This window comes from Cypionkella sp. TWP1-2-1b2 (assembly GCF_049896245.1).
Lineage (GTDB): Bacteria > Pseudomonadota > Alphaproteobacteria > Rhodobacterales > Rhodobacteraceae > Cypionkella.
Map to the genome: position 1 here is coordinate 207,386 of NZ_JAFCTX010000001.1, position 23,578 is coordinate 230,963.

At 61.1% G+C, this 23,578-nt stretch carries 26 protein-coding genes and 1 tRNA gene; 14 read left to right on the plus strand and 13 right to left on the minus strand.

Features of this window, described 5'->3' with window-relative positions; all coding sequences use genetic code 11:
• Window positions 1-82 precede the first annotated feature (82 nt).
• The gene (locus tag ACP7AP_RS01065) at window positions 83-1,720 is read right to left on the minus strand and encodes an extracellular solute-binding protein (RefSeq protein ID WP_426031342.1); all 1,638 of its coding nucleotides are present in this window, start codon (window positions 1,718-1,720) and stop codon (window positions 83-85) included.
• A gap of 268 nt (window positions 1,721-1,988) precedes the next feature.
• On the opposite strand from ACP7AP_RS01065, the gene ACP7AP_RS01070 reads away from it, so the two are divergent.
• From ACP7AP_RS01070 to rbsK, 3 genes are read left to right on the plus strand one after another with little or no spacing between them, the layout of a single operon-like run.
• The gene (locus ACP7AP_RS01070; protein WP_426031344.1) at window positions 1,989-3,041 is read left to right on the plus strand and encodes an ABC transporter ATP-binding protein; all 1,053 of its coding nucleotides are present in this window, start codon (window positions 1,989-1,991) and stop codon (window positions 3,039-3,041) included.
• A gap of 60 nt (window positions 3,042-3,101) precedes the next feature.
• Window positions 3,102-3,557 carry an RbsD/FucU family protein gene (locus tag ACP7AP_RS01075; protein ID WP_426031346.1) on the plus strand — a complete coding sequence of 152 codons (456 nt, stop codon included), beginning with the start codon at window positions 3,102-3,104 and terminating at the stop codon, window positions 3,555-3,557.
• A gap of 1 nt (window position 3,558) precedes the next feature.
• Window positions 3,559-4,494 carry a ribokinase gene (rbsK, locus tag ACP7AP_RS01080; RefSeq protein WP_426031348.1) on the plus strand — a complete coding sequence of 312 codons (936 nt, stop codon included), beginning with the start codon at window positions 3,559-3,561 and terminating at the stop codon, window positions 4,492-4,494.
• Between the two features lie 223 nt (window positions 4,495-4,717).
• On the opposite strand, the gene ACP7AP_RS01085 is transcribed toward rbsK, so the two are convergent.
• Genes ACP7AP_RS01085 through ACP7AP_RS01100 form a run of 4 tightly spaced genes read right to left on the minus strand, consistent with a single transcriptional unit; the run spans window position 4,718 to window position 8,662 of the window.
• Complete coding sequence (locus tag ACP7AP_RS01085; RefSeq protein ID WP_426031350.1) at window positions 4,718-5,269, minus strand: 6-phospho-3-hexuloisomerase; 552 nt, start codon at window positions 5,267-5,269, stop codon at window positions 4,718-4,720.
• Window positions 5,270-5,277: 8 nt separating this feature from the next.
• Complete coding sequence (locus tag ACP7AP_RS01090; RefSeq protein ID WP_426031352.1) at window positions 5,278-6,771, minus strand: FGGY-family carbohydrate kinase; 1,494 nt, start codon at window positions 6,769-6,771, stop codon at window positions 5,278-5,280.
• The gene (locus ACP7AP_RS01095; RefSeq protein ID WP_426031354.1) at window positions 6,768-7,853 is read right to left on the minus strand and encodes a M42 family metallopeptidase; all 1,086 of its coding nucleotides are present in this window, start codon (window positions 7,851-7,853) and stop codon (window positions 6,768-6,770) included. The genes ACP7AP_RS01090 and ACP7AP_RS01095 overlap by 4 nt, the downstream gene beginning before the upstream one ends.
• Entirely contained in the window at window positions 7,853-8,662 is an 810-nt protein-coding gene (locus ACP7AP_RS01100; protein ID WP_426031356.1) for a BtpA/SgcQ family protein, read from the minus strand. Before ACP7AP_RS01100 ends, ACP7AP_RS01095 begins: the two co-directional genes overlap by 1 nt.
• 93 nt (window positions 8,663-8,755) lie before the next feature.
• Here ACP7AP_RS01100 and ACP7AP_RS01105 point away from each other — a divergent pair, with 93 nt between their 5' ends.
• The gene (locus tag ACP7AP_RS01105) at window positions 8,756-9,775 is read left to right on the plus strand and encodes an aldo/keto reductase (RefSeq protein ID WP_426031358.1); all 1,020 of its coding nucleotides are present in this window, start codon (window positions 8,756-8,758) and stop codon (window positions 9,773-9,775) included.
• Between the two features lie 151 nt (window positions 9,776-9,926).
• On the opposite strand, the gene ACP7AP_RS01110 is transcribed toward ACP7AP_RS01105, so the two are convergent.
• On the minus strand, window positions 9,927-10,658 hold the full coding sequence (locus ACP7AP_RS01110) for a GntR family transcriptional regulator (protein WP_426031360.1): 732 nt from the start codon (window positions 10,656-10,658) through the stop codon (window positions 9,927-9,929).
• 52 nt (window positions 10,659-10,710) lie between these two features.
• On the opposite strand from ACP7AP_RS01110, the gene ACP7AP_RS01115 reads away from it, so the two are divergent.
• Window positions 10,711-12,234, plus strand: a complete 1,524-nt coding sequence (locus ACP7AP_RS01115; protein ID WP_426031362.1) for a UxaA family hydrolase — start codon at window positions 10,711-10,713, stop codon at window positions 12,232-12,234.
• 121 nt (window positions 12,235-12,355) lie between these two features.
• Here the strand turns inward: ACP7AP_RS01115 and ACP7AP_RS01120 are convergent, their stop codons facing one another.
• Window positions 12,356-13,729: a phosphomannomutase gene (locus ACP7AP_RS01120; protein WP_426031364.1), complete on the minus strand. Its 1,374-nt coding sequence runs from the start codon at window positions 13,727-13,729 to the stop codon at window positions 12,356-12,358.
• 127 nt (window positions 13,730-13,856) lie between these two features.
• On the opposite strand from ACP7AP_RS01120, the gene hisB reads away from it, so the two are divergent.
• The 3 genes from hisB to ACP7AP_RS01135 all read left to right on the plus strand — a co-directional run bounded on the left by hisB (window position 13,857) and on the right by ACP7AP_RS01135 (window position 16,079).
• Window positions 13,857-14,444, plus strand: a complete 588-nt coding sequence (hisB, locus tag ACP7AP_RS01125; protein ID WP_426031366.1) for an imidazoleglycerol-phosphate dehydratase HisB — start codon at window positions 13,857-13,859, stop codon at window positions 14,442-14,444.
• Between the two features lie 90 nt (window positions 14,445-14,534).
• Window positions 14,535-15,173: an imidazole glycerol phosphate synthase subunit HisH gene (gene hisH, locus ACP7AP_RS01130; protein ID WP_426031368.1), complete on the plus strand. Its 639-nt coding sequence runs from the start codon at window positions 14,535-14,537 to the stop codon at window positions 15,171-15,173.
• Window positions 15,174-16,079 (plus strand): glutaminase, encoded by a 906-nt coding sequence (locus tag ACP7AP_RS01135; RefSeq protein WP_426031370.1) that lies wholly within the window; start codon window positions 15,174-15,176, stop codon window positions 16,077-16,079. It abuts the gene before it with no gap.
• A 151-nt stretch (window positions 16,080-16,230) separates the two neighbouring features.
• On the opposite strand, the gene ACP7AP_RS01140 is transcribed toward ACP7AP_RS01135, so the two are convergent.
• From ACP7AP_RS01140 to hisA, 4 genes are all read right to left on the minus strand, one after another.
• Window positions 16,231-16,551: a phosphoribosyl-ATP diphosphatase gene (locus ACP7AP_RS01140; protein WP_426031372.1), complete on the minus strand. Its 321-nt coding sequence runs from the start codon at window positions 16,549-16,551 to the stop codon at window positions 16,231-16,233.
• Window positions 16,548-17,087: a YcxB family protein gene (locus tag ACP7AP_RS01145; RefSeq protein WP_426031374.1), complete on the minus strand. Its 540-nt coding sequence runs from the start codon at window positions 17,085-17,087 to the stop codon at window positions 16,548-16,550. Before ACP7AP_RS01145 ends, ACP7AP_RS01140 begins: the two co-directional genes overlap by 4 nt.
• Window positions 17,084-17,845 (minus strand): imidazole glycerol phosphate synthase subunit HisF, encoded by a 762-nt coding sequence (gene hisF, locus ACP7AP_RS01150; protein WP_426031376.1) that lies wholly within the window; start codon window positions 17,843-17,845, stop codon window positions 17,084-17,086. Before hisF ends, ACP7AP_RS01145 begins: the two co-directional genes overlap by 4 nt.
• A 99-nt stretch (window positions 17,846-17,944) precedes the next feature.
• On the minus strand, window positions 17,945-18,664 hold the full coding sequence (gene hisA, locus ACP7AP_RS01155) for a 1-(5-phosphoribosyl)-5-[(5-phosphoribosylamino)methylideneamino]imidazole-4-carboxamide isomerase (RefSeq protein WP_426031378.1): 720 nt from the start codon (window positions 18,662-18,664) through the stop codon (window positions 17,945-17,947).
• A 130-nt stretch (window positions 18,665-18,794) separates the two neighbouring features.
• Here hisA and ACP7AP_RS01160 point away from each other — a divergent pair, with 130 nt between their 5' ends.
• From ACP7AP_RS01160 to ACP7AP_RS01170, 3 genes are all read left to right on the plus strand, one after another.
• Window positions 18,795-19,187, plus strand: a complete 393-nt coding sequence (locus ACP7AP_RS01160; protein ID WP_426031380.1) for a DUF2147 domain-containing protein — start codon at window positions 18,795-18,797, stop codon at window positions 19,185-19,187.
• 63 nt (window positions 19,188-19,250) lie between these two features.
• Window positions 19,251-20,123 carry a DMT family transporter gene (locus ACP7AP_RS01165; RefSeq protein WP_426031382.1) on the plus strand — a complete coding sequence of 291 codons (873 nt, stop codon included), beginning with the start codon at window positions 19,251-19,253 and terminating at the stop codon, window positions 20,121-20,123.
• Window positions 20,114-20,368: an Ada metal-binding domain-containing protein gene (locus ACP7AP_RS01170; protein ID WP_426031384.1), complete on the plus strand. Its 255-nt coding sequence runs from the start codon at window positions 20,114-20,116 to the stop codon at window positions 20,366-20,368. The genes ACP7AP_RS01165 and ACP7AP_RS01170 overlap by 10 nt, the downstream gene beginning before the upstream one ends.
• A gap of 35 nt (window positions 20,369-20,403) precedes the next feature.
• Here ACP7AP_RS01170 and ACP7AP_RS01175 read toward each other — a convergent pair whose 3' ends face one another.
• Together ACP7AP_RS01175 and rlmB are read right to left on the minus strand one after the other, a co-directional pair.
• Window positions 20,404-20,838, minus strand: coding sequence for a CoA-binding protein (locus ACP7AP_RS01175; protein ID WP_426031386.1), 435 nt, complete (start codon window positions 20,836-20,838; stop codon window positions 20,404-20,406).
• Between the two features lie 252 nt (window positions 20,839-21,090).
• Window positions 21,091-21,876, minus strand: a complete 786-nt coding sequence (gene rlmB, locus ACP7AP_RS01180; RefSeq protein ID WP_426031388.1) for a 23S rRNA (guanosine(2251)-2'-O)-methyltransferase RlmB — start codon at window positions 21,874-21,876, stop codon at window positions 21,091-21,093.
• A gap of 141 nt (window positions 21,877-22,017) precedes the next feature.
• Between rlmB and ACP7AP_RS01185 the strand changes: the two genes are divergently transcribed.
• The 3 genes from ACP7AP_RS01185 (at window position 22,018) to ACP7AP_RS01195 (ending at window position 23,200) form a co-directional block, all read left to right on the plus strand.
• Window positions 22,018-22,101, plus strand: a tRNA-Tyr gene (locus ACP7AP_RS01185).
• Between the two features lie 332 nt (window positions 22,102-22,433).
• Window positions 22,434-22,892 (plus strand): hypothetical protein, encoded by a 459-nt coding sequence (locus ACP7AP_RS01190; protein WP_426031390.1) that lies wholly within the window; start codon window positions 22,434-22,436, stop codon window positions 22,890-22,892.
• Window positions 22,853-23,200: a hypothetical protein gene (locus tag ACP7AP_RS01195; protein ID WP_426031392.1), complete on the plus strand. Its 348-nt coding sequence runs from the start codon at window positions 22,853-22,855 to the stop codon at window positions 23,198-23,200. Before ACP7AP_RS01190 ends, ACP7AP_RS01195 begins: the two co-directional genes overlap by 40 nt.
• Window positions 23,201-23,578 lie beyond the last annotated feature (378 nt).

The following is a 23,578-nucleotide window of genomic DNA, read 5'->3' on the forward strand; positions in this document are numbered from 1 at the left end:
CCGGCGGGGATATTTGAGCAGAGAGGATGACCTTGCTCTTTTCAAAATACTCCCGCCGGAGGCTTTTCCGGTCAACTCAACATCACATCCCAAGCGATGCCTTATACAGCTTGATCTGGCTGTCACGCCCGATCTGGTCGGTGATCTTCTCCCAAGCCGCCGCAATCGCATCGGCGGTTTCCTGAGCGGTCTTGTATTGGCCGGAATAGCCCTTGGCCAATTCATCCTCGGCGACCGAATAGTATTGGAAGATGCCGGGGATACGCGGTTCAATCGCGGCGTTGGGGTGGTTGTAGCTGTCAAGGTTGGACCCAAGGTAATCCTCGATGAACGCCTTGTCATAGCCTGCGGCCACCCATTCGTCATAGTTGAACTGGCTGTTCCGATACGGCTGGAAGCCCGAAGGATAAGCCGCCATCCACAAGGAAATATCCTTGCCACCCAGATGCGCCGCCGCCGACCAAGCCGCTTTACGCTTTTTCTCATCGGCTGAGACGCGGTTGGTCACATAGACGCCCCAGCCAAGGAAGGCCATGTTCGGGGATTCGTTATATGTCTCCTCCCAGGCCGAGGTTTTGGCGTTATAGACCTTGTCCGAGCCGCGGTTGATGCCAAAGCCCACCACATCACCGACCACCGATGTATCAGACGTGCGCGCGTTAGAGCCCACGTCGCCCCACCACATCAGGCTGGAGCCTGTGCCCGCCAAGAACTGCGAGAACGCCGTGGTGCCGGGATCGGCGTTGATCTGGTCTGCCGGATAGGCCCCCGGCGTGGCGATCAGATCCATCACGTCTTGAATGGCCTGCACCCAACCCGGATTGTTGACGCGCGGTTTCATCGTCTCGGGGTCAAACAGCCAAGCCGGATCGGACGGATGCTTCACATAAGCCGCCGCGCGGTTTTCCAGGAAGTAGAAGCCAAAGCCGCCCCAGCCTTTCAGCGGATCCAGATAGCCAATCGCAGGCTGCCCGGTCAGCGGATCGATCTTGCCAACGATCACCTTGGAATAGGCGTTGACCTCTTGCCAAGTCTTCGGCGGCTCTGCCATGCCCGAAATAGCGCCCTCACCGAAGTAATCGGTGCGATACGCAAACGTATGGCAATCGCCATCAATCGAGATGCGGTAGGTCTTGCCATCCCATGTGCCAACCGGGGCTTTGAGGTAGTTCACATAATCGTCCATGTCGATCTGGGTCTTCACCCAATCCGGCATCTCATCCAGCAAGCCTTTGGAGGCGGTATCACCCTCCAGCGGCGCGCCCATCGCGAGAATGTCGAAATCGACGGTCGCGGTGGCGATGCTTTGCTGCAAGCGCGGGTTATAATCGGCTTGAGCAAGGTCGATCCAGTTGATTTTGGCGCCAGTATAAGCCTCCCACCCCTTCAACAGACCGCGGAACAGGATGTTGTGCAAACCGTTGTTGTTGATGCCGAAGAACGACAGCTCAACCCCGGCGAACTCGCCCTCGGCCACGTTGGTCTTGGTGCTGTCGAGGCACATCTCGCCAACCTTCTGCCAATCCGCATCGGTGGGCGAGCCTTTGCCCACACCAGGAATTTGTAAAATCTGCGCCCGCACCGAGTCTTGTGCCATGGCGGGGCCGTAACCCATCACCTTCGGCATCACCGCGAGTGCGGTCAGCGCCGTCGCCCCCTGCAACATGCGACGGCGGCTGAGTGTGGCCTGAACTGCGGCCTGATAAAGTTCTACTTTCAAGACGTCTCCTCCCTTTTTGCCCTTGCGCGGTCAAAGACCGCCGAGCTGTTATCTGTCAAAACTTTGGAACCCCAACTCCTATGGAACCCCGGTGGCCCGTCCGGCACACCCTGCACGCAGGCCTCCCCTCCCACCGCAAATACCTTCCTTAGGGTTAGATTGGCCTGTGGCAATGCCGCTGTCAAGATTCTAACATGTTAGTATGATCAGCAGATAGACAGCGCCCCCCGGCATGACTATTCTTGCAGCAACAACGGGGGGGAACCACATGGCTGAAGTCACAATCCGCGATCTGCGCAAGGCTTATGGCGGGGTGCAGGTGATCAGCGGCCTGAACTTGGATATCAAAGACGGCGAGTTCGTGGTGCTGGTCGGCCCCTCGGGCTGCGGCAAATCCACGCTTTTGCGGATGCTGGCGGGGCTGGAGGAGATTTCGGCAGGCGATATCAGCATCGGCACCGCGCGCGTCAATAACCTGCCGCCGTCCGAGCGTGACATCGCCATGGTGTTTCAGAACTACGCCCTCTACCCGCATAAAACCGTCGCCGCCAACATGGGATTTGCGCTGAAAATGCGCGGCATGGAGGCCGGGGCGATTCGCAGCAAAGTCGAACGCGCCGCCGCAATCCTTGGTCTTACCCCCTATCTTGACCGCTTCCCGCGTGCCCTTTCGGGTGGTCAGCGCCAACGCGTCGCCATGGGCCGCGCCATCGTGCGCGACCCAAAAGTGTTCCTGTTTGATGAACCTTTGTCGAACCTCGACGCCAAACTGCGGGTGCAGATGCGCACCGAGATCAAAGAACTGCACCAGCGCCTGAAAACCACCACGGTCTATGTCACCCACGACCAGATCGAGGCGATGACCATGGCCGATAAAATCGTCGTCATGCAGGGTGGCCGGATTGAGCAGGTCGGCGCACCGTTAGAGCTTTACGACCGCCCGGCCAATATCTTCGTCGCCTCTTTCATCGGATCACCGTCGATGAACCTGATCGACGGTGTGGTGAAAGGCGGCATGGTCGATGTCGACGGCGCGCGCCTTGCGTTGCCGCCCGGATCGACCGCAACCGAGGGCCAACAGGTTGTCTACGGCGTGCGCCCGGAAACCCTCACCGCCAGCGCCGAAGGCTTGAAAGGCACCATCGCCGTGATCGAACCCACTGGTTCGGAAACCCATGTCGTCGTGCGCATTTCAGGCCGCGAAGTCACCGCCGTTTTCCGCGACCGGGTCAGCTTCCGCCCCGGCGAAAGCATCACCCTCGCCCCCGACGCCACCCAATCGCATATCTTCGACAAAGCCAGCGGGCAAAGGCTGACCTAAAATCGTCTGGCTTGACCCTTCGCGGAAATCCAGCACATTAGCGACAAATGGGAGGGCACTATGCTCAAAGGAATTGACCCGCGCTTGAACGCGGAAGTGCTGCATTGCTTGCGAGCAATGGGCCACGGCGATGTGCTAATTTTGGCCGATACCAACTTCCCGTCGGATTCGGTCGCCCGCGCCACGGTCACGGGCAAACTCTTGCGGATGGAAAACCTGACCTGCGCCGAAGCCGCGCAAGCGATCCTCTCAGTCTACCCGCTCGACACTTTCGTGGCCGATTTCGCAGGCCGCATGGAAGTCGTAGGTGCGCCCGGTGAAATCCCGCCCGTGCAGGCCGAGGTGCAGGCCGAAATCAACGCCGCCGAAGGGGCCAACCGTCCGATGATCTCGATCGAGCGTTTCGCCTTCTACGACATGGCGCGTGAAGCCTATGCCGTGATCCAAACCGGAGAGCGCCGCTTTTACGGCTGCTTCATGTTCCGTAAAGGCGTGATCCCGCCGGAGGATAAGTAACATGAGCACCGCCGCAAAACCCATTGTGATCCTTGGCATCTTCGTCGCCGACACCGCTTACCGCGCCACCCGTCAGCCCAAAATGGGCGAGACGATCCTGGGCAATTCCTTCGTCTTGGGGCCGGGCGGTAAGGGGTCGAACCAAGCTGTCGCCGCCGCCATGGCAGGCGGCAAAACCCATTTCATCACCCGTCTGGGCAATGATGCCTTCGCCGAAATCGCCCGCTCCACTTGGGCCAAAGCTGGGGTGATCCCCGAGGTCAAAATCGACGCCGAAAGCTACACAGGTGCGGCCTATATCTTCATCGAAGACGCCACCGGCAACAACGCCATCATCGTCTCACCCGGTGCCGCAGGCCGCGTCTCGGTGCAGGATGTTGAAGAAAAAGCCGAACTGATCCGCTCTGCCGCGATCTTCGTGACGCAACTGGAACAACCGATCCCCGCCGCCAAACGCGCGCTGGAAATCGCCCGCGCCGCAGGCGTGACGACGATCCTGAACCCCGCCCCCGCCGCCACCTTGGGCGACGATATCCTCGCGCTCTGCGATTATGTGACGCCAAATGAAACAGAAACCGAAGCCCTAACCGGTCTGCCCGTCACGACGATTTCCGAAGCGGAAATCGCGGCCGACGCTTTGCTGGGCCGCGGCGTCGGTGCCGTGGTGATGACCTTGGGTGACAAGGGCGCGCTTTACCGAGACAAGACACGCTCGGTCCACGTCCCGGTGATGTCCGCAGGCAAAGTCGTGGAAACCACCGGCGCAGGCGATGCCTTCAACGGTGGTTTTGCCGTGGCGCTGTCGGAAGGCCGCGACGTGGTGGAAGCGGTGCGTTTCGGCTGCGCTACAGCAGGGATTTCGGTCACCCGCCCCGGCACAGCCCCCTCGATGCCTTCACGCGCCGAGATCGACGCGCTGCTGGCGAAAAACGTCTGAGTGCCTCATTGAGGCCGGAGCCTCCGGCGGGAGTATTTCAAAAAGAGCAATGCAAAAAACCCATATTTGCTCTTTCCAAAATACTCCCCCCGGAGGGTTCATCACCTGCCAAGACCGATCCGATTTGAAATCCGCGCCCCGAAGCACAGGTTAACAAAGGGTGAAGAACCCCACTCCAAGCCATTGATTTTCCTAACATACACCTTCTGTCCACGCGTGGACATCACTCCATATTGGTATGCCGTGCCCGCATCGCATCAGATGCCTCGCCCTTCAAATCCAGCAGCCGCAGCACCATGATTTCAAACACCAGAAACATCGCGCCCTCAAACAGCGACCCCATCGGCAGCACCGAGTCTGCGTCCACGTCCCGCGCCCCCAGATCACTGGCCATCGTCTGCGCCGGAATATGCAAAACCTGATCCGCCAGCGCCAGCGACACCCCCGCAGCCTCCGCCGTCACCATCATCACCTTCGCGCCCGCGCCGCGTGCCACCGCCGCCAAAGCCGTGACGGTCGATAACTCCCCCGGCCCACAGGCGGCAAAAAACAAATCCCCCACCCCCAGCGGCGGGGCAGTCAGATCGCCCTGCATCGAAACCGAAATCCCAAGATGATACAGCCGCATCGCAAGTGCGCGCATCATCAACCCCTCACGCCCGCAGCCATACAGCATCACCCGGCGCGCGCCCAAAATCCGCGCGCAAGCCGCCTCCACCGCCGCCGCATCCATAAGGTCAGCCACCGCACCCAGTTCCGCGAGCGCCCGCTGCATCCGATCCTTCACGCACCGCCCCCCAATTCATGCGCAACATCGCGACTCTGGCTGTAGAGCCGCTTCCACAGCGGATATTGCCGCGCATAGACCGCCTCGGCCACCGGCTGCACCACCCGCGCCACCGGATTCCAAACGCTGATCTCGTCCGGCAGCACCCGCCCGACCGCCACCGCCGCCAGAAATGCGTCGCCATAGCTCGCGCCGATGGTGTTTTCCGCCACAATCTGCGGCACTGCGCCGATATCCGAGGTCGCCTGCATCCACACCGCGTTCTTCGTGCCACCGCCCACCGCCAGCACCCGCACAGGCTCGGTCCCCAATGCGCGGCAGACCTCCATCACATGCGCCGTGCCCGAGGCGATCCCCTCCAGAACCGCACGGAACAGATCGCCCCGGCTATGCGTCAGGTTCAGCCCAAAGAACGCCCCCACCGCCTGCGGATCATGGATCGGCGTGCGTTCCCCCGAGAAATACGGCAGGCACAGCAGCCCCTTCGCCCCCTTCGGGCTGTCAGCCGCCTCCCGCGCCAAAACCCCAAACGCGCCTTCGCCCAATTCGCGCGCAAATTGATCGCGGAACCAATGCGTGAGTGTCCCCGAAGTCGCCAGCCCCGCCATCGAGGCATGTTGACCGGGATAAAGCCAAGGCGCATACCACATTCGCGCATCACGCACCGGAAGCGCCGTAAGTTGGATCATGAAGATTGTCGAGCCATACATCATCATCATCTCGCCGGGATCTTTCACCCCCACCGAAACCGCCTCTGCCGCCGCATCAATCGTGCCAACCGTCACCGGAGTGCCCACCGCCAGCCCAGTCTCCTGCGCCGCTTGCGCCGTCACATGGCCCGCGATTTCCGTGCTCCAAGCCAGCCGAGGCAGACGGTCCAGCGGCAGGATATCGGCGGCCAGGTCGTCCGTCCAAGCCAGCTTATTCACATCATAGAGCGGCGAGAAATTCGCCGCCGTATAATGGTCGATCACATAGTCCCCGGTCAGCTTCCACGTCAGGTAAGGCGTGGCTGACAAGACCTTGGCTGTCAGTGCGTAAATCTCGGGGCGCTGCTGTTTCAACCACAAAATCTTCGGCCCCACCGATTGCGAAGTCAGCGCATTGCCGCAGCGCGCCATGATCAGATCAGCACCAATCCGTTCGGTCAGCTCGGTGATCTGCGCCGCCGCCCGCGTGTCCACGCCATACAGCACGCCGTTCATCAGCGGTTTGCCCGCAGCATTCACGGGCAGCATACAGGGGCCAATGGCCGAGCAGGCAACGGCTGCAATCTCCTCAGAGTTTACTTGAGAATCGCACAGCAAGGCCTTGGTAACATATACAAAATCACCCCACCAGTCTGTCTCGGCGCAATGCTCTGCCCAGCCCGGTTGTGGCACCAGCATCTTATGTGACCGTGTGGCTTGGGCGATGATGGCACCCGAGGCATCCACCAGCACGCCCTTGGTCTCGAACGTGCCAATATCGACGCCCAGAGTGTAACTCATCGTGGTTTCCGGCTGAGGTCAAAGCCCAGACCAATCTGCGACAAAGCTTGTTCCAACAAATCGACCATCCCCGAAAGATCAGCTATATCAATTACTTCCAGAGCGGAGTGACTGTAGCGCATCGGGAAGCCCACGTCCAAGCACGCAACCCCTTCTGTTCCCATGAACTGGATATAAGACAGATCGGTCAGTGCCCCGGTATGGGCGGAACGTTGCAGCGGCAGCCCGCGCGCCTCGGCAGCAGCCTCAAACAGCTTCACCAGTGCAGGATTCGGAATAACCCCGTTCAACGTGCCGCGTCCGTGAAAGGAATACAGCGAAATCCCCGGCCCGCCGCCTAATGTCACATCGCCACGATGGGTCATATCCGGCGTGTCGCAGGCCAGCAGCAGGTCAATCTGCAAGGCAATATCCGGCGCGCAGGACATGGCCGCAGGCAGCACGCCGCGCAGGTTGTATTCCTCTTGCACCGACCAGACCAGATGCACGGTTGGGCCAGTCTGCCGCCCCATCAGCCGCTGCGCCAGCTTAATCAGCGCCGCACAACCCGCCCGATCATCCACCGAAGTACCCGCCAACCGATCCCCGGCGAGATCTATCACGCGCGGGAGATAGACCACCGGGCAGCCAATTTTCACCCCAGCCGCCTCGGCCTCGGCACGGTTGGCAAACCCCGCATCGACGTAAAGCTCGGCATAGGGCACCACACGGTATTTCTCCTCCGGCGTGGTGGCGTGGTGGCTTTTGTTGGCGATCAGCCCCGGCAGATCACCCTGTTCGGTGCAGATCAGCACCGCCTGCGCCGCCAATGCCCGCTCGGGCACCCCGCCCAGCCGCTCCAGCCGGATCAGGCCCGAGTCTTCGACCTTGCGGATGACAAAGCCCAGCTGATCCATATGGGTGAACACCATCACCGAAGGGGCCGCCGGATCACCCGGCAAGGTCGCAATCAGATTGCCCAGACGGTCGCTGCGATGCGCAAGGCCCAAGCCGTCGAGATGCCGCGCGATGCAGCCCGCCACCCGTTCCTCATAGCCCGACAGGCCCGGTATCAGCATCAATTCGGTCAAAAGCGCGCGCATCACGCCCCCCGCACTGCGCGCACGCGGTCCATGAAATCGCGCGCCCGCGCGGGGTCAACCGCCGCCCAAGTATCGCCGCCCTGCTTCAAAGCCGAGCCGACGATACAGCCATCCGCCACCCGCAAAACTTCTACAACCGTGTCATGTTTCACCCCGGTATTCGCCAGCACGGGGGTGTTCGGCAGCACCCGCTTCACCGCCTCCAGATCCACCATCTTCGCGGCTTCCCCGGTGATCGCCCCCGACACCAGCACCGCATCGGGGATCGAGGAAAACACCGCCGAGCGTGCCCGATCCGGCAAAGACCGAGGATCAAGCGAGCCCGCGAACTCAGCAGAAACGTTATACAATTTCGCCACGCCACCCGCGCCGATCCGCTGACCATAGCGCAAGGCTGCGCCTGCATCCGGGGCCCAAACCCCCATGTCGCTGGCATAGGTGCCGGTGAAAATCTCGCGCACGAAAGCCGCCCCTGTCGCCGCCGCCAAGGCCATCGTCGCCATCGGGTCCCACAACACATTCACCCCAAACGGCACGGTGATCTGGCTGCGCAGCCGGCCAATCACATAGCCCATCGTCACCGTGCTGGCGGGGTCCACGCGCAACTCATAGGGCCGGTCGTTCTCATTGCCGAACATCACCGCATCAAAACCCGCCGCCTGTAGTGCCGCCAAATCCGCCAAAGCCCCGTCGATGATCCCCTCGACCCCAGCCTGCGGATCATGCAGCGGCGTCCCCGGCATCGCCCCCAAATGCACCATCGCAATCACCGGCTTCTTCGCCCTAAACACCTGCGCAAAGCGTGTCATAAAAACCCTCCCGTTTTGCAAAGGCTAGCGCGAAAGCCATTGGCCGGGAAGGCAGAACATACTAGCATGTCAGTGAAAGTTGAGGAGACGAAGATGCGGATCAGACACTGGGATCGCTTGGGAAATGGCGGCTTGGATTTCACCGAACTGGGCTTTGGCGCCGCCCCGATCGGCAACCTCTACCGCGCGATTTCCGAAGCCGATGCGCAAGCGGTGCTGAGCCGCGCCTGGGACGCAGGCGTGCGCTATTTCGACACCGCACCGCTTTATGGGCTGGGCCTTTCCGAGACCCGGCTGAACCATTTCCTGCGCGGCAAGCCCCGCGACGCATACATCCTCTCGACCAAAATCGGTCGCCATCTGCGCCCCTGCCCGCCTGATCAGCGCGACGGCGTCGGTAAATGGTTCGAGGTGCCCGCCCGGCGCGAGGTCTACGATTACAGCTATGACGGCGTGATGCGCGCGCTGGAATCTTCCCTCGAACGCACGGGGCTGGACCGCATCGACATCCTCTACGCCCATGATCTCGACGTCGCCAACCACCGCTCGCAGTCCGGCTTAGATGCCAAACTGTCCGAGTTCATGTCCGGTGGCTACCGCGCTTTGAACGAATTGCGCGACCAAGGCGTGATCAAGGCCTTCGGTGCCGGAGTGAACGAATGGCAGCCCTGCCAATGGCTGCTGGAGCGTGGCGATTTCGACCTGTTCCTGCTGGCAGGCCGCTACACCCTGCTGGAGCAAGCGCCGCTGACCAGCTTCCTGCCGCTTGCCGAAAAACGCGGCACAGGTATCGTCATTGGCGGCCCCTACAATTCCGGCATCCTCGCCACCGGGCCGAAACCCGGCGCATTCTACAACTACGACCCCGCCCCAGACCACATCGTCGCCCGCGTCACCGCCCTGCAAACCGCCTGTGCAGCCCATGGCGTCCGCCTCGTCGATGCCGCGTTCCAGTTCCCTTTGCGCCATCCGGCGGTGGTCTCCATGATTCCCGGCGGTCAGGGCGTGACCGAGATGGACAGCAACGTGACCGCCGCGCAGACCGAGATACCGCCCGAACTTTGGGCCGATCTGAAAGCCCAAGGCCTGCTGCACCCAGATGCACCAACCTGAGAAAGCCACATAGAATTCGCGCCAAGGCGTGGTGCTTGTTGCCGCCAAACTTCTTCCCAGCTGGAAGAGGTTTGTGGTTTTCGATCAATTTCATGTTGTTTTCCACAACATGTTGTGTGGAAACATGGCGTTTGGGGCGGTACGAGGTGATTTATGGATTAAACAACTCCGGGTGGCTGCGTTCCAGCGGCTCCAGATAGGTCACCAATTTGCGCAAATGCAGCCGCATCGCCGCCCGAGCTGCCACCGGATCACGCGCCTCCAGACTTGCCAGAATCGCGCGATGCTCGTCCAAAGTCGCCTGCACCCGGCCATCGACCGGCAGCACCAACCGCCGCGCCCGCTCGACATGCACCCAAGCGGTTTCCGCCACCGCCGACAGCTTGCGATAACCGGTAAAACTGCGGATCAACTCGTGCATCTCGCCGTCCAGCTGGTAAAATCCCGGAAAATCGCCATCCGCCAGCAGTGCCGCCTGCACGGTGATATTGCGCCGCAGCGTCACCAACTGATCGTCGCTGATGCTGCCCGCGACCATCTCAATCGCCTGCAACTCAATCGCCTCGCGCAGAAACGCGCCTTCGCTAATTTCGGCCATCGAGAATCGCGCCACATAGGTGCCGGCTTGCGGCACCACATCCACCAGCCCCTCGCCCGCCAGCCGCGCCACCGCATCCGACACCGGGCTGCGCGAGACGCCCAATTCGGCACAAATCTCGGGCTTGCGCAGGATTTCACCGGGCCGGTAGGCCAGCGACAAGATCGCCTGCCGCAGCGTCTGGTACACCTTCGCGCCCAGCGACCCCGCGAACGCCTCAAGCGGTTGTAGGCGGGGATTATCCGCGATCGGGTCTTGTGGGAAGGCATCACCGGACTGTAACATGCTAACATGTTAGCCGAGCCGCGCCTCGGGATCAAGCAAAGGCGACAGCAAAATGTTACAAAGCAATCAAAGTGTGATACGGTTGAATCCAGCCGATAATCTGGTGATCGCCTTGGTCGATCTGCCTGCAGGGGCGCAACCGGGCGGTCTGGAGATTGCCACCACCCAACCGATTCCCCGTGGCCACAAGATCGCAACCCGGCCGATTGCTGCGGGCGAACAGGTGATCCGCTACGGCCAGATCATCGGTCAGGCCTTGGTCAATATCCCCCCCGGCGCGCATATCCACAGCCACAATCTCGGCATGGGACCGCACACCGACGACTACGCCATAGGCTCGGAAAGCCATGCCTTGCCCGCTTTGCCGCCGCGTGAATTCTTGGGCTACCACCGCGCCGACGGCCAGGTCGGCACCCGCAACTACATCGGCATACTGACAAGCGTGAACTGCTCGGGTTCCGTCGCCCGCTTCATCGCCGAGGCTGCCGAGAAAGACCCGGTGCTGTCGACGATGCCCAATATTGATGGCTTTGTGGCGATCGTGCACAACACTGGCTGCGGCATGTCGGGTGTGAATGAGGGTTACGACACCCTGATGCGCACCCTGAAAGGCTACGCCCGCAACGCCAATTTCGGCGGGATTTTGCTGGTCGGTCTGGGCTGCGAAGTCATGCAGGTGCCCGATCTGGTCGGCCAAGGTCGGTTGCGCCCGGATGGAAATTTCCGCTACATGACGATCCAGCAAACCGGCGGCACCCGGGCGACGATTGCCGCTGGCCTGAAGGTTCTGCACGAGATGGCCGAGGTGGCCTCGCACACTGCCCGCGCGCCCGCGCCTGTCTCCAAGCTGATGATCGGGCTGCAATGCGGCGGCTCGGATGGATATTCCGGCATCACCGCCAATCCGGCACTTGGACATATGTCCGATTTGCTGGTGCAGATGGGTGGCACCACGATCCTGTCGGAAACCCCCGAAATATACGGTGCAGAGCACCTGCTCACACGCCGCGCGGTGTCGAAAGAAGTCGGCGACAAACTGCTGGAGCGCATCCAGTGGTGGGAAGACTACACCGCCCGCAACGGCGGCGAGATGGACAACAACCCATCGCCCGGCAACAAAAAGGGTGGGTTGACGACGATCCTCGAAAAATCCCTCGGGGCGGTCGCGAAGGGCGGCACCGCCCCCTTGGTCGGCGTCTACAAATTCGCCGAACCGATCACCACCCCCGGCTTCACCTATATGGACAGCCCCGGCTACGACCCCTGCTCCGTCACCGGCCAAATCGCCTCGGGGGCGACGATGATCATCTTCACCACCGGACGCGGATCAGTCTCGGGCTACAAACCCAGCCCGTGCATTAAGCTGGCCACCAACAGCGAAATGTATGCCCGGATGGCCGAAGACATGGACATCAACTGCGGCGACATCCTCACTAACGGTGTGAGCATCGCCGCGAAAGGTGCTGAAATACTTGAGAAAGTTATCGCCGTCGCTTCCGGTGCACGCACCTTCTCGGAAGAGCTCGGCTTCGGCGGTGCCGAGTTTGTGCCCTGGCAAATTGGTGCGGTGATGTAAGCATCCAACCCAGCCTAAGCCGCAAATGCCGGAAGCCTCCGGCGGGAGTATTTCAAAAAGAGCAAATCCCTTCGGGGCTTTCATCTTGGCTCAAATATCCCCGCCGGAGGCATCCAACCTCTCAACCCGCCGACCCGATCAAAGCCGAAATCTCCGCCACAGCCGTCTCAACCAAATCCACCCGCCCACGCGATTCCACATTCAGCCGCAGCAACGGCTCGGTATTCGACGCGCGTAAATTGAACCGCCAATCGCCAAACTCGAGCGACAGCCCGTCTATATCCTGCCGCCCGACCGCCTGTGGCGCATAAAACGCTTCGATCCGCGCCACCGTGACCTTGGCATGCTTGACCCGAAAGTTGATCTCGCCCGAAGACGGAAACGCCGCCCGCCGCGCCGCCAGCAGATCGGCCAAGGAAAGCCGCGTCCGCCCCATCAATTCCGCCACCAACAGCCACGGGATCATGCCGGAGTCGCAGGCCATGAAATCGCGGAAATAATGATGCGCTGACATCTCGCCGCCGTAAATCGCCCCGGTATCGCGCAACGCCTGCTTCAAAAACGCATGGCCCGTGGGGGCCGCCACTGTCCGCCCGCCCGCCTTTGCCACCACATCCTGCGTGTTCCAGATCACCCGTGGATCATGCACAATCACAGCCCCCGGCTCTTTCGCCAGAAACACCTCCGCCAACAGCCCGACCAGATATTCCCCGGCCACAAAATCACCGCTCGCATCGAACAAGAAACAACGGTCGAAATCGCCATCCCAAGCCACGCCCATATCCGCGCCAGTCGCCAGCACCGCCGCCGCCGTCACTGGTTGGTTCTCTGGCAGCAATGGGTTGGGGATGCCATTCGGAAAACTGCCATCCGGCTGATGATGCATCCGCACGAACTCCAGCGGAGCCCCCGCCGCAGCCAAAGCCTCGGCAATCGCGTCAAAGGTCGGCCCCGCCGCGCCATTGCCCGCATTCACCACGATCTTCAAAGGTCGCAGCGCAGCCACATCGACAAACGACAGCACCCGCGCGACAAACCCCGCCCGCACCGCCGACGCATCCACCACCGAGCCGCCCGCCTGATCCGCAGCAAACGCCCCGCTCTCCGCCAAAGCCTTGATCCGCGCCAGCCCCGTGCCTGCATCCAACGGAGCCGACCCCCGCCGCACCATCTTCATACCATTGTAATCCATCGGATTATGCGAGGCCGTCACCTCGATGCCGCCATCGGCATCCAGCGCCGTGGTGGCAAAATACATCTCCTCGGTGCCGCACAGCCCAAGGTCCATCACCTCGACACCCGCCGCAACCAGCCCCTCGGCCACCGCCTGCGCCAGTTCCGCCGAGGATGCCCGGCAATCCTGCCCCAACACCACCCGCTTGGCCGTCAAGCCTTCGGCAAACGCCCGCCCGATGCGCCGTGCAATATCGGCGTTCAGCTCAACCCCCAGTTTGCCGCGAATATCATAGGCCTTGAAGCAGGTATAACTTGTCATCTCTCACGCCATCCCCAGAAAATCTCGCGCCACAATAGGCAGCCTGCGGCAAAGGTCCAGCAGCCAAAGCCTTTCCAAACCGCCCCCCCCGCCCTATAAGGCCGCAACCCTGACACCGGAGCCGCCGATGCGCACAGCCGAGATCACCCGCAACACCAACGAGACCAAGATCGCCGTCGCCATCAACCTTGACGGCAGCGGTCGCAGCGACATCAGCACAGGCGTTGGCTTCTTCGACCACATGCTCGATCAACTCGCCCGCCATTCGCTGATCGACCTCACCGTACAGGCGCAGGGCGATCTGCACATCGACGATCACCACACGGTTGAGGATACCGGCATCGCGCTTGGCCAAGCCCTGACCCGCGCCTTGGGCGACAAAAAAGGCATCCGCCGCTACGGCCATTTCCGGCTGGCGATGGATGATACCCAAATAGCCACTGCGCTAGACCTCTCCGCGCGCCCCTACTTGGTCTGGAATGTCGCCTTCACCGCCGCCAAAATCGGTACGTTCGACACCGAACTGGTGCGCGAATTCTTCCAGGCGCTGGCCACGCATGGCGGCATCACCCTGCATGTCGATCTGATCCACGGCATCAACAGCCACCACATCGCCGAGGCCGCCTTCAAATCTGTCGCCCGCGCCCTGCGCGAAGCGGTAGAGCCCGACCCCCGCATGGCGGGCGTGCTGCCCTCCACCAAAGGCGCGCTCTAACCCAATCTTTTCCGCCCCTTAGGTCATCCTCTCTGGTCAAATATCCCCGCCGGAGGCATCCCACGCCCCAGCCGCGCGATAGGTAAAAATATGCTCACCGTCCTCGTAGACTACGATTCCGGCAACCTGCATTCGGCTGAAAAAGCCTTCCAGCGCATGGCCGTCGAGGCAGACGCAGGCGAAGTTCTGGTCTCCTCCCGCCCCGAGGATGTCGCTCGCGCAGACCGCATCGTGCTGCCCGGCGACGGCGCTTTCCCGTCCTGCCGCCGTGCTTTGGGTACTTACGGCGGGCTGTTTGAGGCCATTGAAGAAGCCGTCACTGCCCGCGCTCGCCCTTTCCTTGGCATTTGTGTCGGCATGCAGATGATGGCGACATGGGGCCGCGAATACGAAGACACCAAGGGCTTTGCATGGATTCCCGGCGAAGTGGTGAAAATTACCCCCGCCGACCCCAGCTTGAAAGTTCCCCATATGGGCTGGAACGACCTCATAATCGACCACCCGCACCCTGTGCTCGCAGGCCTCAAAACCGGCGACCACGCCTATTTCGTCCACTCCTACCATTTCCGCGTCGAAAATCCCTCCGAGCGCTTCGCCCATGTCGATTACGCGGGCGACATCACCGCGATCATTGGCCGCGACACCATGCTCGGCATGCAGTTCCACCCCGAGAAATCCCAAGCCACTGGCCTGCGCCTGATTGCCAATTTCCTGCGCTGGAAGCCTTAGATGCAGGCCCTGCTCGACCAGATCGCGTCAGAGATGGCCACGGCCACCGATCGCGGTAAGGTCGCCAATTACATCCCGGAACTGGCGAAAATCGACCCGCAGCACTTCGGCATCGCGGTCGCCCTGCCCTCTGGCGAGACCCTCACCGCGGGCGATGCGGAAACCCCGTTCTCGATCCAGTCGATCTCGAAAGTCTTCACCCTCGCCATCGCCTTGGGTCGCTTGGGCGATCAAATCTGGGCCCGTGTTGGCCGCGAACCCTCTGGCCTTGCGTTCAACTCAATCCTGCAGCTGGAACAAGAAAATGGCATCCCGCGCAATCCCTTCGTCAACGCGGGTGCCATCGCCGTCACCGATGCCATCCTGCAAGGCCGCCAACCGCGCGAAGTATTGGCCGAACTCTTGCGCTTCATCCAAGCCGCCGCCGAGGACGACACGGTCACCATCAACCAGGCCGTTGCAAAATCCGAACAAGCCACCGCCCACCGCAATATCGCTTTGGCCGAATTCATGGCCGCAATGGGCAACCTGCGCAACCCAACCGCCCTCGCCATCGGCACCTATGTCCACCAATGCGCCGTAGAGATGACCGCCGCCCAACTTGCCCGCGCGGGCCGCTTCCTGCTCGGCGCCCCCGGCTGCCCGCGCCTGGTCTCGCTCGCCCGCATCCGCCGCATCAACGCGCTGATGATGACCTGCGGCCACTACGACGCCTCGGGTGAATTTGCTTACCGTGTAGGGCTGCCCGGTAAATCCGGCGTCGGCGGTGGCATCCTCGCCATCGCTCCCGGCAAGGCTTCGATCGCGGTATGGTCCCCCGGCCTGAACGAGTATGGCAATTCCAAACTCGGCTCCATCGCCGTGGAAAAACTCGCACGCGGCATGGGCTGGTCGGTGTTCGGGTAGATCGCAAACCGCCCAAGCAATTTCATCTGTTCTTAAATATCCCCGCCGGAGGCTCCTGCATGCCAACCAGCGCAATCGTTAAAAATCTCTAAACTCGCCAAGATAACATCTTGATATTGTTCAATAAGACATACGGTCCCAACTCGGGATCCTACCGCGCCGCCTTCTCAACAATCCCCGACACCCCCTCGCGCCGCTCCAACTCTGCAACCACATCCTCCAGCGAGACATCCCGCGACGCCAACATCACCAGCAAATGGTAAATCACATCCGCCGCCTCCGAGGTCAGTTTGACCCGATCCCCCTTCACCGCCTCAATGATCGCCTCAATTGCTTCCTCACCGAATTTCTCCGCACATTTCTCCGGGCCGCGGGCCAGCAATTTCGCCGTCCAAGAACTCTCTGGGGGGGCGGCCTTCCGGGCAGCGATGGTGGCTTCGAGACGGCCGAGCGGGGCAAGCGGATCTGTCACGGGTTTTCCTTTGCGGCGGCCAGTTGGGCTTGCAATACGGTGATGAATTTAGCTTGCTGAGCAGCATCGGCAAAAGCATTGGCTGGAACGGGCTCGTATTCATACGGGTTCAGCAAGATCATTGCCGAGCCTTGCGGTCCTTCCATCACATCAAAAATATTCCGCCATGGATAGTGCGAACGGCTGTTTGGTCCAGTGACGGTCACACCTTCTGACTCTGTCTTCAAATTCCTCAGACCTGAGCGGTGAGCTGAATTTGCAAGATTTTTGTATCCAATGCGTTGACCAGCCACATTCGCTGATAGAAATATAGCCAAACCCAAAACAAAAACTGATGCTGTAAGTGCGAGGATTAGGGGCCGTTCTTCACAGCTTGAGCCAGCAGAAAGTATCACGGACAGAAAAATGAGCGCTGTTGACACTGGTGCCGCGATACGCAGCCACCATGCAACACTGCGCTTGCGCAATACGGCATTGGCCGCCGCATATGGAAAGGTGTTCTGCTTATAGCTAAGCGTGGCAAACAGATTGCTCATGCCAACCTCATCGGGATACCCGCCGCCGCCATATAGTGCTTGGCCTCGCCAATACTGAACTCGCCAAAGTGGAAGATCGAAGCCGCCAGCACCGCCGAGGCACCGCCCTTGGTGACGCCCTCCACCAGATGCTCCAACGTGCCCACCCCTCCGCTCGCGATCACCGGCACCGAGACCGCATCCGACACAGCGCGCGTCAGGCCCAGATTAAACCCCGCCCGCGTGCCGTCGCGGTCCATCGAGGTCAGCAAAATCTCGCCAGCCCCCTTAGCAACCACCAGCCGCGCAAATTCCACCGCATCAATCCCAGTGGCTTTCCGCCCGCCATGGGTGAAAATCTCCCACTTCCCCGGCGAGACGGTCTTGGCATCAATCGCCACCACGATGCACTGGCTGCCAAACCGATCCGCCGCCTCAGCCACCACGTCCGGGTTCGCCACCGCTGCCGAGTTGAACGAAACCTTATCCGCCCCCGCCAAAAGCAAAGCCCGCACGTCTTCATGCGTGCGCACCCCGCCGCCCACTGTCAGCGGCATGAAGCAAGCCTCAGCCGTCCGCGTCACCAGATCAAACATCGTGCCGCGATTTTCATGGGTGGCGTGGATATCGAGGAAACACAGCTCGTCCGCCCCCGCCGCATCATAGGCGCGCGCGGCCTCGACCGGATCTCCCGCATCGCGCAGACCGACAAAGTTCACACCCTTGACCACACGGCCATCGGCGACATCAAGGCAGGGGATCAGGCGGGTTTTCAGCATTTTGGAACCTTAGCGCGGCGGCTGTTCTGTGGAAAGGGGGCGTTCCCGCCCCCTCGGCTTCGCCTCACCCCCTGAGGATATTTGAGCAGAGAGGATGACCTAAAGCTTTAGGGCTTTCAGCGCCGCACCCAGATCAATCGCGCCATCATAGAGCGCCCGGCCCGAGATTGCCCCGGCAATGACGCCAGTATCGCGCAGCGCGATCAGGTCTTCCATGCGGGAAACTCCGCCCGAGGCGATCACCGGAATGGTCACAGCCCGCGCCAAAGCCTCGGTCGCCTCAATGTTCGGGCCCTGCATCGCGCCATCGCGGTCGATGTCGGTGTAGATGATTGCAGCGACGCCTGCGTCTTCAAAGCTGCGGGCAAGGTCGGTGACTTTCACCGTGGTTTCCACCGCCCAGCCCTTGGTCGCCACGAAGCCTTTGCGGGCATCAATCCCCACCGCCACCTGACCGGGGAAGGCCTTTGCCGCCTCACGCACCAGCGCAGGATTTTCCACGGCCACCGTGCCGAGGATTACGCGCGCCAGCCCCTTTTCCAGCCACATCGCAATCGTCGCCATGTCGCGGATGCCGCCACCGAGCTGCGCTGGAACCTTCACCGCCGCCAAGATCGCCTCAACCGCCGCGGCATTGACCGGAGCCCCGGCAAACGCGCCGTTCAGATCGACCAGATGCAGCCACGCGCAGCCCGCGTCCTGAAACTTCAAAGCCTGAGCCGCCGGATCATCGCCGAACACCGTGGCCGCTGACATCTCACCGCGCAGCAAGCGCACGCATTGGCCGTCTTTCAGATCAATCGCCGGGTATAGGATCATCGCCGCCTCCATCGTTACCGCAGGCTTTAGGGTGCTGCGCCGCGATTGCCAAGGCCCGCGCGACCCGACGTCAGTGTTGATTTGCCCGAGATTGCGCGCAAACCTGTGCAAGACCTTGAGGGAGGAAACCATGCTGAAGAAACTGATACTCGCCGCCACGCTCGCCTTTGCCGCAAGCGCTGCCTTCGCCGACCCGGTGGAGGGGATTTGGAAGACCAAGCCCGATGACAACGGCAATTTCGGCTATGTGCAGATCAAGCCCTGTGGCGCTGCCTTCTGCGGCACGCTGATCAAGGCGTTTGATTCTGCAGGCAAAGAGAAAGCCAGCGAGAACATCGGCAAAAAGATCGTCTGGGATATGGTCGCCTATCCGGACGGGCTTTACGACGATGGCCAGATCTGGTCGCCGGACCGCGACAAGACCTATAACTCGGACATGACGCTGTCAGGCAACAAGCTGGCGGTGCGTGGTTGCGTGTTCGGGATTTGCCGCGATGGTGGCACCTGGAGCCGGGTGAAATAGCATAAACCGGGTCGCCTTTGTCGGGCGGCCCGGTTTATCTGGCGGCCAGTAGAGGAGCCGCTGATGTCTGTGAAAGATTGGAACCGTTTGGCGATCCTGTCCCTGCTGTGGGGCGGGTCGTTTTTCTTTGTGGCGGTGGCATTACAGGGCCTGCCGACGCTAAGCGTGGTTTGGGGCCGGGTTGGGCTGGGGGCTGCGTTTTTGGCGCTGGCGTTGTGGATCAGTGGCACGGCGTTTCCGCGCGGGCGTGCCGTGTGGCGCGCGCTGGCGGTGATGGGGCTCTTGAACAATGCGGTGCCCTTCACCCTTTTCGTGCTGGCGCAGGGCCGGATTTCTGGCGGCATGGCCTCGATCCTGAACGCGACAACGCCTTTGTGGGGCGTGCTGCTGGCGCATCTGTTGACCGAGGAAAAGATCACCGTGCCGAAGGCGGCTGGCTTGGCCTGTGGCTTTGCGGGCGTGGTGGTGATGATGGGCGGGGCAGCTTTGGGGGATATCTGGGCCAGCCTTGCCTGCTTGGGGGCCGCGTTTTCTTATGGGCTTGCAGGGATCTGGGGGCGGCAGTTTCGAAGTTTGGGAGTGCCGCCGCTGGCAACGGCTTTCGGGCAGGTGACCTCGGCTGCGGTGCTGTTGCTGCCGATTTGGCTGCTGGTGGATCAACCTTGGAGCTTGGCCGCGCCGGGTCTGCCTGTGGTGGGGGCGGTGCTGGCGATTGCGGCGTTTTCAACTGCACTGGCCTATCTGATCTATTTCCGGCTGCTGGCATCCGCCGGGCCCAGCAATCTGCTGCTGGTGACATTTTTGGTGCCGGTCTCGGCCTGTCTGCTGGGGGCGGTGTTTCTGGGGGATGCGATCTTTGCGCGGCAGTTGGCGGGGTTTGGGTTGATCGCGGCGGGATTGGTGGCACTGGATGGACGGGTTTTGAAATGGCTTTGATGGGTGGTCGGGAAGCCGGAGATCAGGACTGGCAGGATGTGCTGGGCAAGGTCGCGCGGGCGGGGGTTTATGGGGTGGCGAGCACCGGGATTTATTGTGATTTCGGCTGCCCCTCGCGCCCGCCGTTGCGGAACAATATGCGGGTTTTTGCAGCCGCAGAACAAGCCGAGGCGGGTGGCTATCGGCGGTGCAAGCGCTGTGTGCTTCGGGGTGTCCACGCGTGGAAAGGGGCTGCGCCCTCATAACATCAACAGGTTACGGATGGCGCGTTTACCGCTTGTTAAGACTTGCGCGCGGTGCCGAGGCGGGGAATTTCTATAGCCGGGCAGCGGTTCATGATCGCCACCACACCACGGGCTTCGGCGCGTTTGGCGGCCTCGGGGTCTGTGACGCCAAGCTGCATCCAGACGGCTTTCAGGTTCGGGAAGGCCGCCAAAGCCTGATCGACCACAGCACCCGCTTCCTCTGAACGTCGAAAGATATCCACCATATCGACGCCGCCTTCGATCTCGGAGAGGCTGGCGCGCACCACTTCACCCAAGGCAATCTGCCCCGCCTGCCCCGGATTGACCGGGATCACCCGATAGCCCTGCTGTGCGAGAAAACGTGCCACGCCATGACTGGGGCGGTCGGGGTTCGGCGACCAGCCAACGACGGCGATGCTCTGCACATTTGTCAGGATGTCACGGATTTCGGTATCGGTGCTGTGCAGCATTGCAGGCTCCAGATAAAAAGACGTCCGGGCCACAGGACATACCCGTGGGCCGGACGTCAAGGTGTGGAACGAGGGACAGTAAACAGGCACCGCGAGAGTTCCGACCCGCGTAACCATTATATGGATATCACAGCGGCGAATTTAAGGCCCGGTCGCGTAATTGTGATGATGCAGTTGCGGCGAAGCCTTGGGGGCTAGCCCCCAAACCCCCAGAGTATTTTCGCCAAGATGAAACCAAATTTTAGATAAAGATTAGCGCGTCGCTGCGGCGTAGAGGCCCACCGCTGCTGCGTTCGAGACGTTGAGGCTGCCAAATTCTCCCACGAATGGGATACGGGCAATCATATCGCAGGTTTCGCGGGTTTTTTCGCGCAAGCCGGGACCTTCAGCACCCAAGACCAAAGCGACCGGGCGCTTGCCGACAGAGGCCATCGCCTCGGAAAGTTCTACCGTACCGTCGCCATCAAGGCCGATCATGGTGTAGCCCATGGCTTTCAGCTCCAGCATCGCCTCGGCGAGATTGGCGACTTTGAGGTAAGGCTGACGCTCCAAAGCGCCGCTGGCAGTTTTGGCCAGAGCGCCAGTCTCAGGCGCGGAATGGTGGCGGGGGGCTATGACAGCCCGCGCGCCGAACACCTCGGCCGAGCGCAGGATGGCGCCGACGTTATGCGGGTCGGTGACGCGGTCCAGCAGCACGATCAGCGGCTCCCCTGCCCCCGAAATCGCCACATCGGCCAATTTGCCCCAGTTCAGCGCCTTGACCTCAAGTGCCGCGCCTTGGTGCACCGAACCTTCGTCAATCGGCACCGAAAAGCTGCGCGGATCCGAGAGTTCAGGTTCCATTTTGGCGACGGCCACGGCCTCCTCCAGCTTGTCGAGGGCGTTTTTGGTGACAACCAGACGGATCTTCTCACGGTTCGGGTTCATCAGCGCATCGCGGACCGCGTGCAGGCCAAACAGCCAGACGGTTTCGCGCGCCTCGGCCCGGCGGTTGCGTTCTTTATCCACCACCCAAGTTGGTTTTTTTTCACCCGACATCGCGTTTTAGCCCCTGTTCATCCAGGCGCGACAATGCGGGCTGCGGGGTTTGGGCGCAAGGCGAAAGCTTTTGAAATCCAGCCTGCCGCCGCCGAACTGCTCTTGACGCCCCCGGTGGGCTTCGGTAATCACCGCCGCAGTGGGCGATATGCTGCAAGGTGCGGCAGCGGACTGTAACTCCGCCGAGGCGACTCATGCTTGGTTCGATTCCAAGATCGCCCACCAAATAAAATCAATGATTTACGGCAGATTTGAGAAAATCAGCCAGCCGCCGTGGCTGAAAGTGCTGCGCATTTCGCTGCACAATCTGCTCCTCACATAGCCATGATTGCTTACTGGTTTCGGTGCATTTCTTGGTTATGACAATCAAGAAAAGCTTCAAGATATATCAGTGCGTGCAACGTGTTCCGCGCCGATACCAGCCGGTAGAGGAAGCCGCCCACCCCAAATTGACCCCGCCGCGCGCAACCAAGTCTGGGATTACATCAAACCCCGTCCGGCGGGTTGGCCCGAGGCGGACTTCACCGTCGGCAACCCGCCCTTCATTTGCGCCAAATATGCGTGACGATCTTGGCGACGGCTATACCGAGTCGAACGGCAAGGCTTTCCCCAAGGTGCCCGACAGCGCTGATTTCGTCATCTTCTGGTGGAAGACAGCCGCCCTTGCCACAAGGGCAGGCAAGACCCGCCGCTTTGGCTTCATCACCATCAATTCGCTGCGTCAAACCTTCAACCGGCAAGTGTTAGCGGCACATCTGTCCGATCCAAAAACTCCGCTAACTCTGGCTTTCGTTAGCGCTGATCATCCTTGGGTCGATGCAGGCGACGGCGCTGCCGTGCGCATCGCCATGATCGCCGCCACCCCCGGAACCGCTCCGGGGCGATTGTTCACCGTGACGGATGAAGGAAGGGCAAAGATGAGAACGAGGGTCGCGCCATCGAACTCTCCGGCGAAATCGGTGAGATATTCGGGGATTTGCGGATCGGAGCCGATGTTGCCGCCGCCAGGCCGCTAAAAGCCAACGATGATATCGCTTCGCCGGGCGTCAAGCTACATGGCGTAGGATTCATCGTCACACCAGCAGAAGCGCAAGGGCTTGGGCTTGGCTCTGTGCCGGGGCTTGAGGCCCACATTCTCGCCTACCGCAATGGACGCGACCTCACGTCCACTTCTCGCGCCGTAATGGTAGTTGATCTGTTCGGGCTTGCCGAGAGGGAAGTCCGAGAACGCTTTCCCGAAGTTTATCAGTTCTTGGCCGACCGCGTTAAGCCCGAGCGTGATGCCAAGGCGAGTTCTTCGCCTGACAGCGCACAGTATGCGTGAATGTGGTGGCTTCACGGAAAGCCCAGACCCATTTTGCGGCCCGCCCTAAAAAACTTCCTCGCTATATCGTCACTCCAGTCACGCTAAATACCGCTTCTTTGTTTTTCTGAAAGCGCGATCTTGACGGACGACGCACTAGAACGTGTCTCGTTTAATCGGTTCTGTATCCTGCCGCTTTGAAGAAGTTGTAGCATTCTTCGTCGGTGAACAGATCGTAGACGTTACCGACCGCCTGCCAAAGCTGATCGTAGGTTCGGGCTGTTGATTTTCACCCAGAACTGAGCCGGTTAGGCGCATAATTTTCACTGAGAACTGAGCCATGTGAACCTACCCCCAAAGCGGAGAGCAGTGGGGGCAACGGAGTGATCCACATGGGAC

Bases quoted from the DNA above. Each gene is read 5' to 3' on its own strand.
- ACP7AP_RS01110 (WP_426031360.1), bottom strand. From the start codon at position 10,658: ATGTTACAGTCCGGTGATGCCTTCCCACAAGACCCGATCGCGGATAAT.
- rlmB (WP_426031388.1), bottom strand. From the start codon at position 21,876: ATGTCGGGTGAAAAAAAACCAACTTGGGTGGTGGATAAAGAACGCAAC.
- rbsK (WP_426031348.1), top strand. From the start codon at position 3,559: ATGAGCACCGCCGCAAAACCCATTGTGATCCTTGGCATCTTCGTCGCC.
- ACP7AP_RS01135 (WP_426031370.1), top strand. From the start codon at position 15,174: ATGCAGGCCCTGCTCGACCAGATCGCGTCAGAGATGGCCACGGCCACC.
- ACP7AP_RS01070 (WP_426031344.1), top strand. From the start codon at position 1,989: ATGGCTGAAGTCACAATCCGCGATCTGCGCAAGGCTTATGGCGGGGTG.
- ACP7AP_RS01145 (WP_426031374.1), bottom strand. From the start codon at position 17,087: ATGAGCAATCTGTTTGCCACGCTTAGCTATAAGCAGAACACCTTTCCA.
- ACP7AP_RS01165 (WP_426031382.1), top strand. From the start codon at position 19,251: ATGTCTGTGAAAGATTGGAACCGTTTGGCGATCCTGTCCCTGCTGTGG.
- ACP7AP_RS01100 (WP_426031356.1), bottom strand. From the start codon at position 8,662: ATGACACGCTTTGCGCAGGTGTTTAGGGCGAAGAAGCCGGTGATTGCG.
- ACP7AP_RS01085 (WP_426031350.1), bottom strand. From the start codon at position 5,269: ATGCAGCGGGCGCTCGCGGAACTGGGTGCGGTGGCTGACCTTATGGAT.
- ACP7AP_RS01115 (WP_426031362.1), top strand. From the start codon at position 10,711: ATGTTACAAAGCAATCAAAGTGTGATACGGTTGAATCCAGCCGATAAT.
- hisB (WP_426031366.1), top strand. From the start codon at position 13,857: ATGCGCACAGCCGAGATCACCCGCAACACCAACGAGACCAAGATCGCC.
- ACP7AP_RS01175 (WP_426031386.1), bottom strand. From the start codon at position 20,838: ATGCTGCACAGCACCGATACCGAAATCCGTGACATCCTGACAAATGTG.
- hisA (WP_426031378.1), bottom strand. From the start codon at position 18,664: ATGATCCTATACCCGGCGATTGATCTGAAAGACGGCCAATGCGTGCGC.
- ACP7AP_RS01120 (WP_426031364.1), bottom strand. From the start codon at position 13,729: ATGACAAGTTATACCTGCTTCAAGGCCTATGATATTCGCGGCAAACTG.
- hisH (WP_426031368.1), top strand. From the start codon at position 14,535: ATGCTCACCGTCCTCGTAGACTACGATTCCGGCAACCTGCATTCGGCT.
- ACP7AP_RS01105 (WP_426031358.1), top strand. From the start codon at position 8,756: ATGCGGATCAGACACTGGGATCGCTTGGGAAATGGCGGCTTGGATTTC.
- ACP7AP_RS01170 (WP_426031384.1), top strand. From the start codon at position 20,114: ATGGCTTTGATGGGTGGTCGGGAAGCCGGAGATCAGGACTGGCAGGAT.
- ACP7AP_RS01090 (WP_426031352.1), bottom strand. From the start codon at position 6,771: ATGAGTTACACTCTGGGCGTCGATATTGGCACGTTCGAGACCAAGGGC.
- ACP7AP_RS01160 (WP_426031380.1), top strand. From the start codon at position 18,795: ATGCTGAAGAAACTGATACTCGCCGCCACGCTCGCCTTTGCCGCAAGC.
- ACP7AP_RS01075 (WP_426031346.1), top strand. From the start codon at position 3,102: ATGCTCAAAGGAATTGACCCGCGCTTGAACGCGGAAGTGCTGCATTGC.
- ACP7AP_RS01190 (WP_426031390.1), top strand. From the start codon at position 22,434: ATGCGTGACGATCTTGGCGACGGCTATACCGAGTCGAACGGCAAGGCT.
- ACP7AP_RS01095 (WP_426031354.1), bottom strand. From the start codon at position 7,853: ATGCGCGCGCTTTTGACCGAATTGATGCTGATACCGGGCCTGTCGGGC.
- hisF (WP_426031376.1), bottom strand. From the start codon at position 17,845: ATGCTGAAAACCCGCCTGATCCCCTGCCTTGATGTCGCCGATGGCCGT.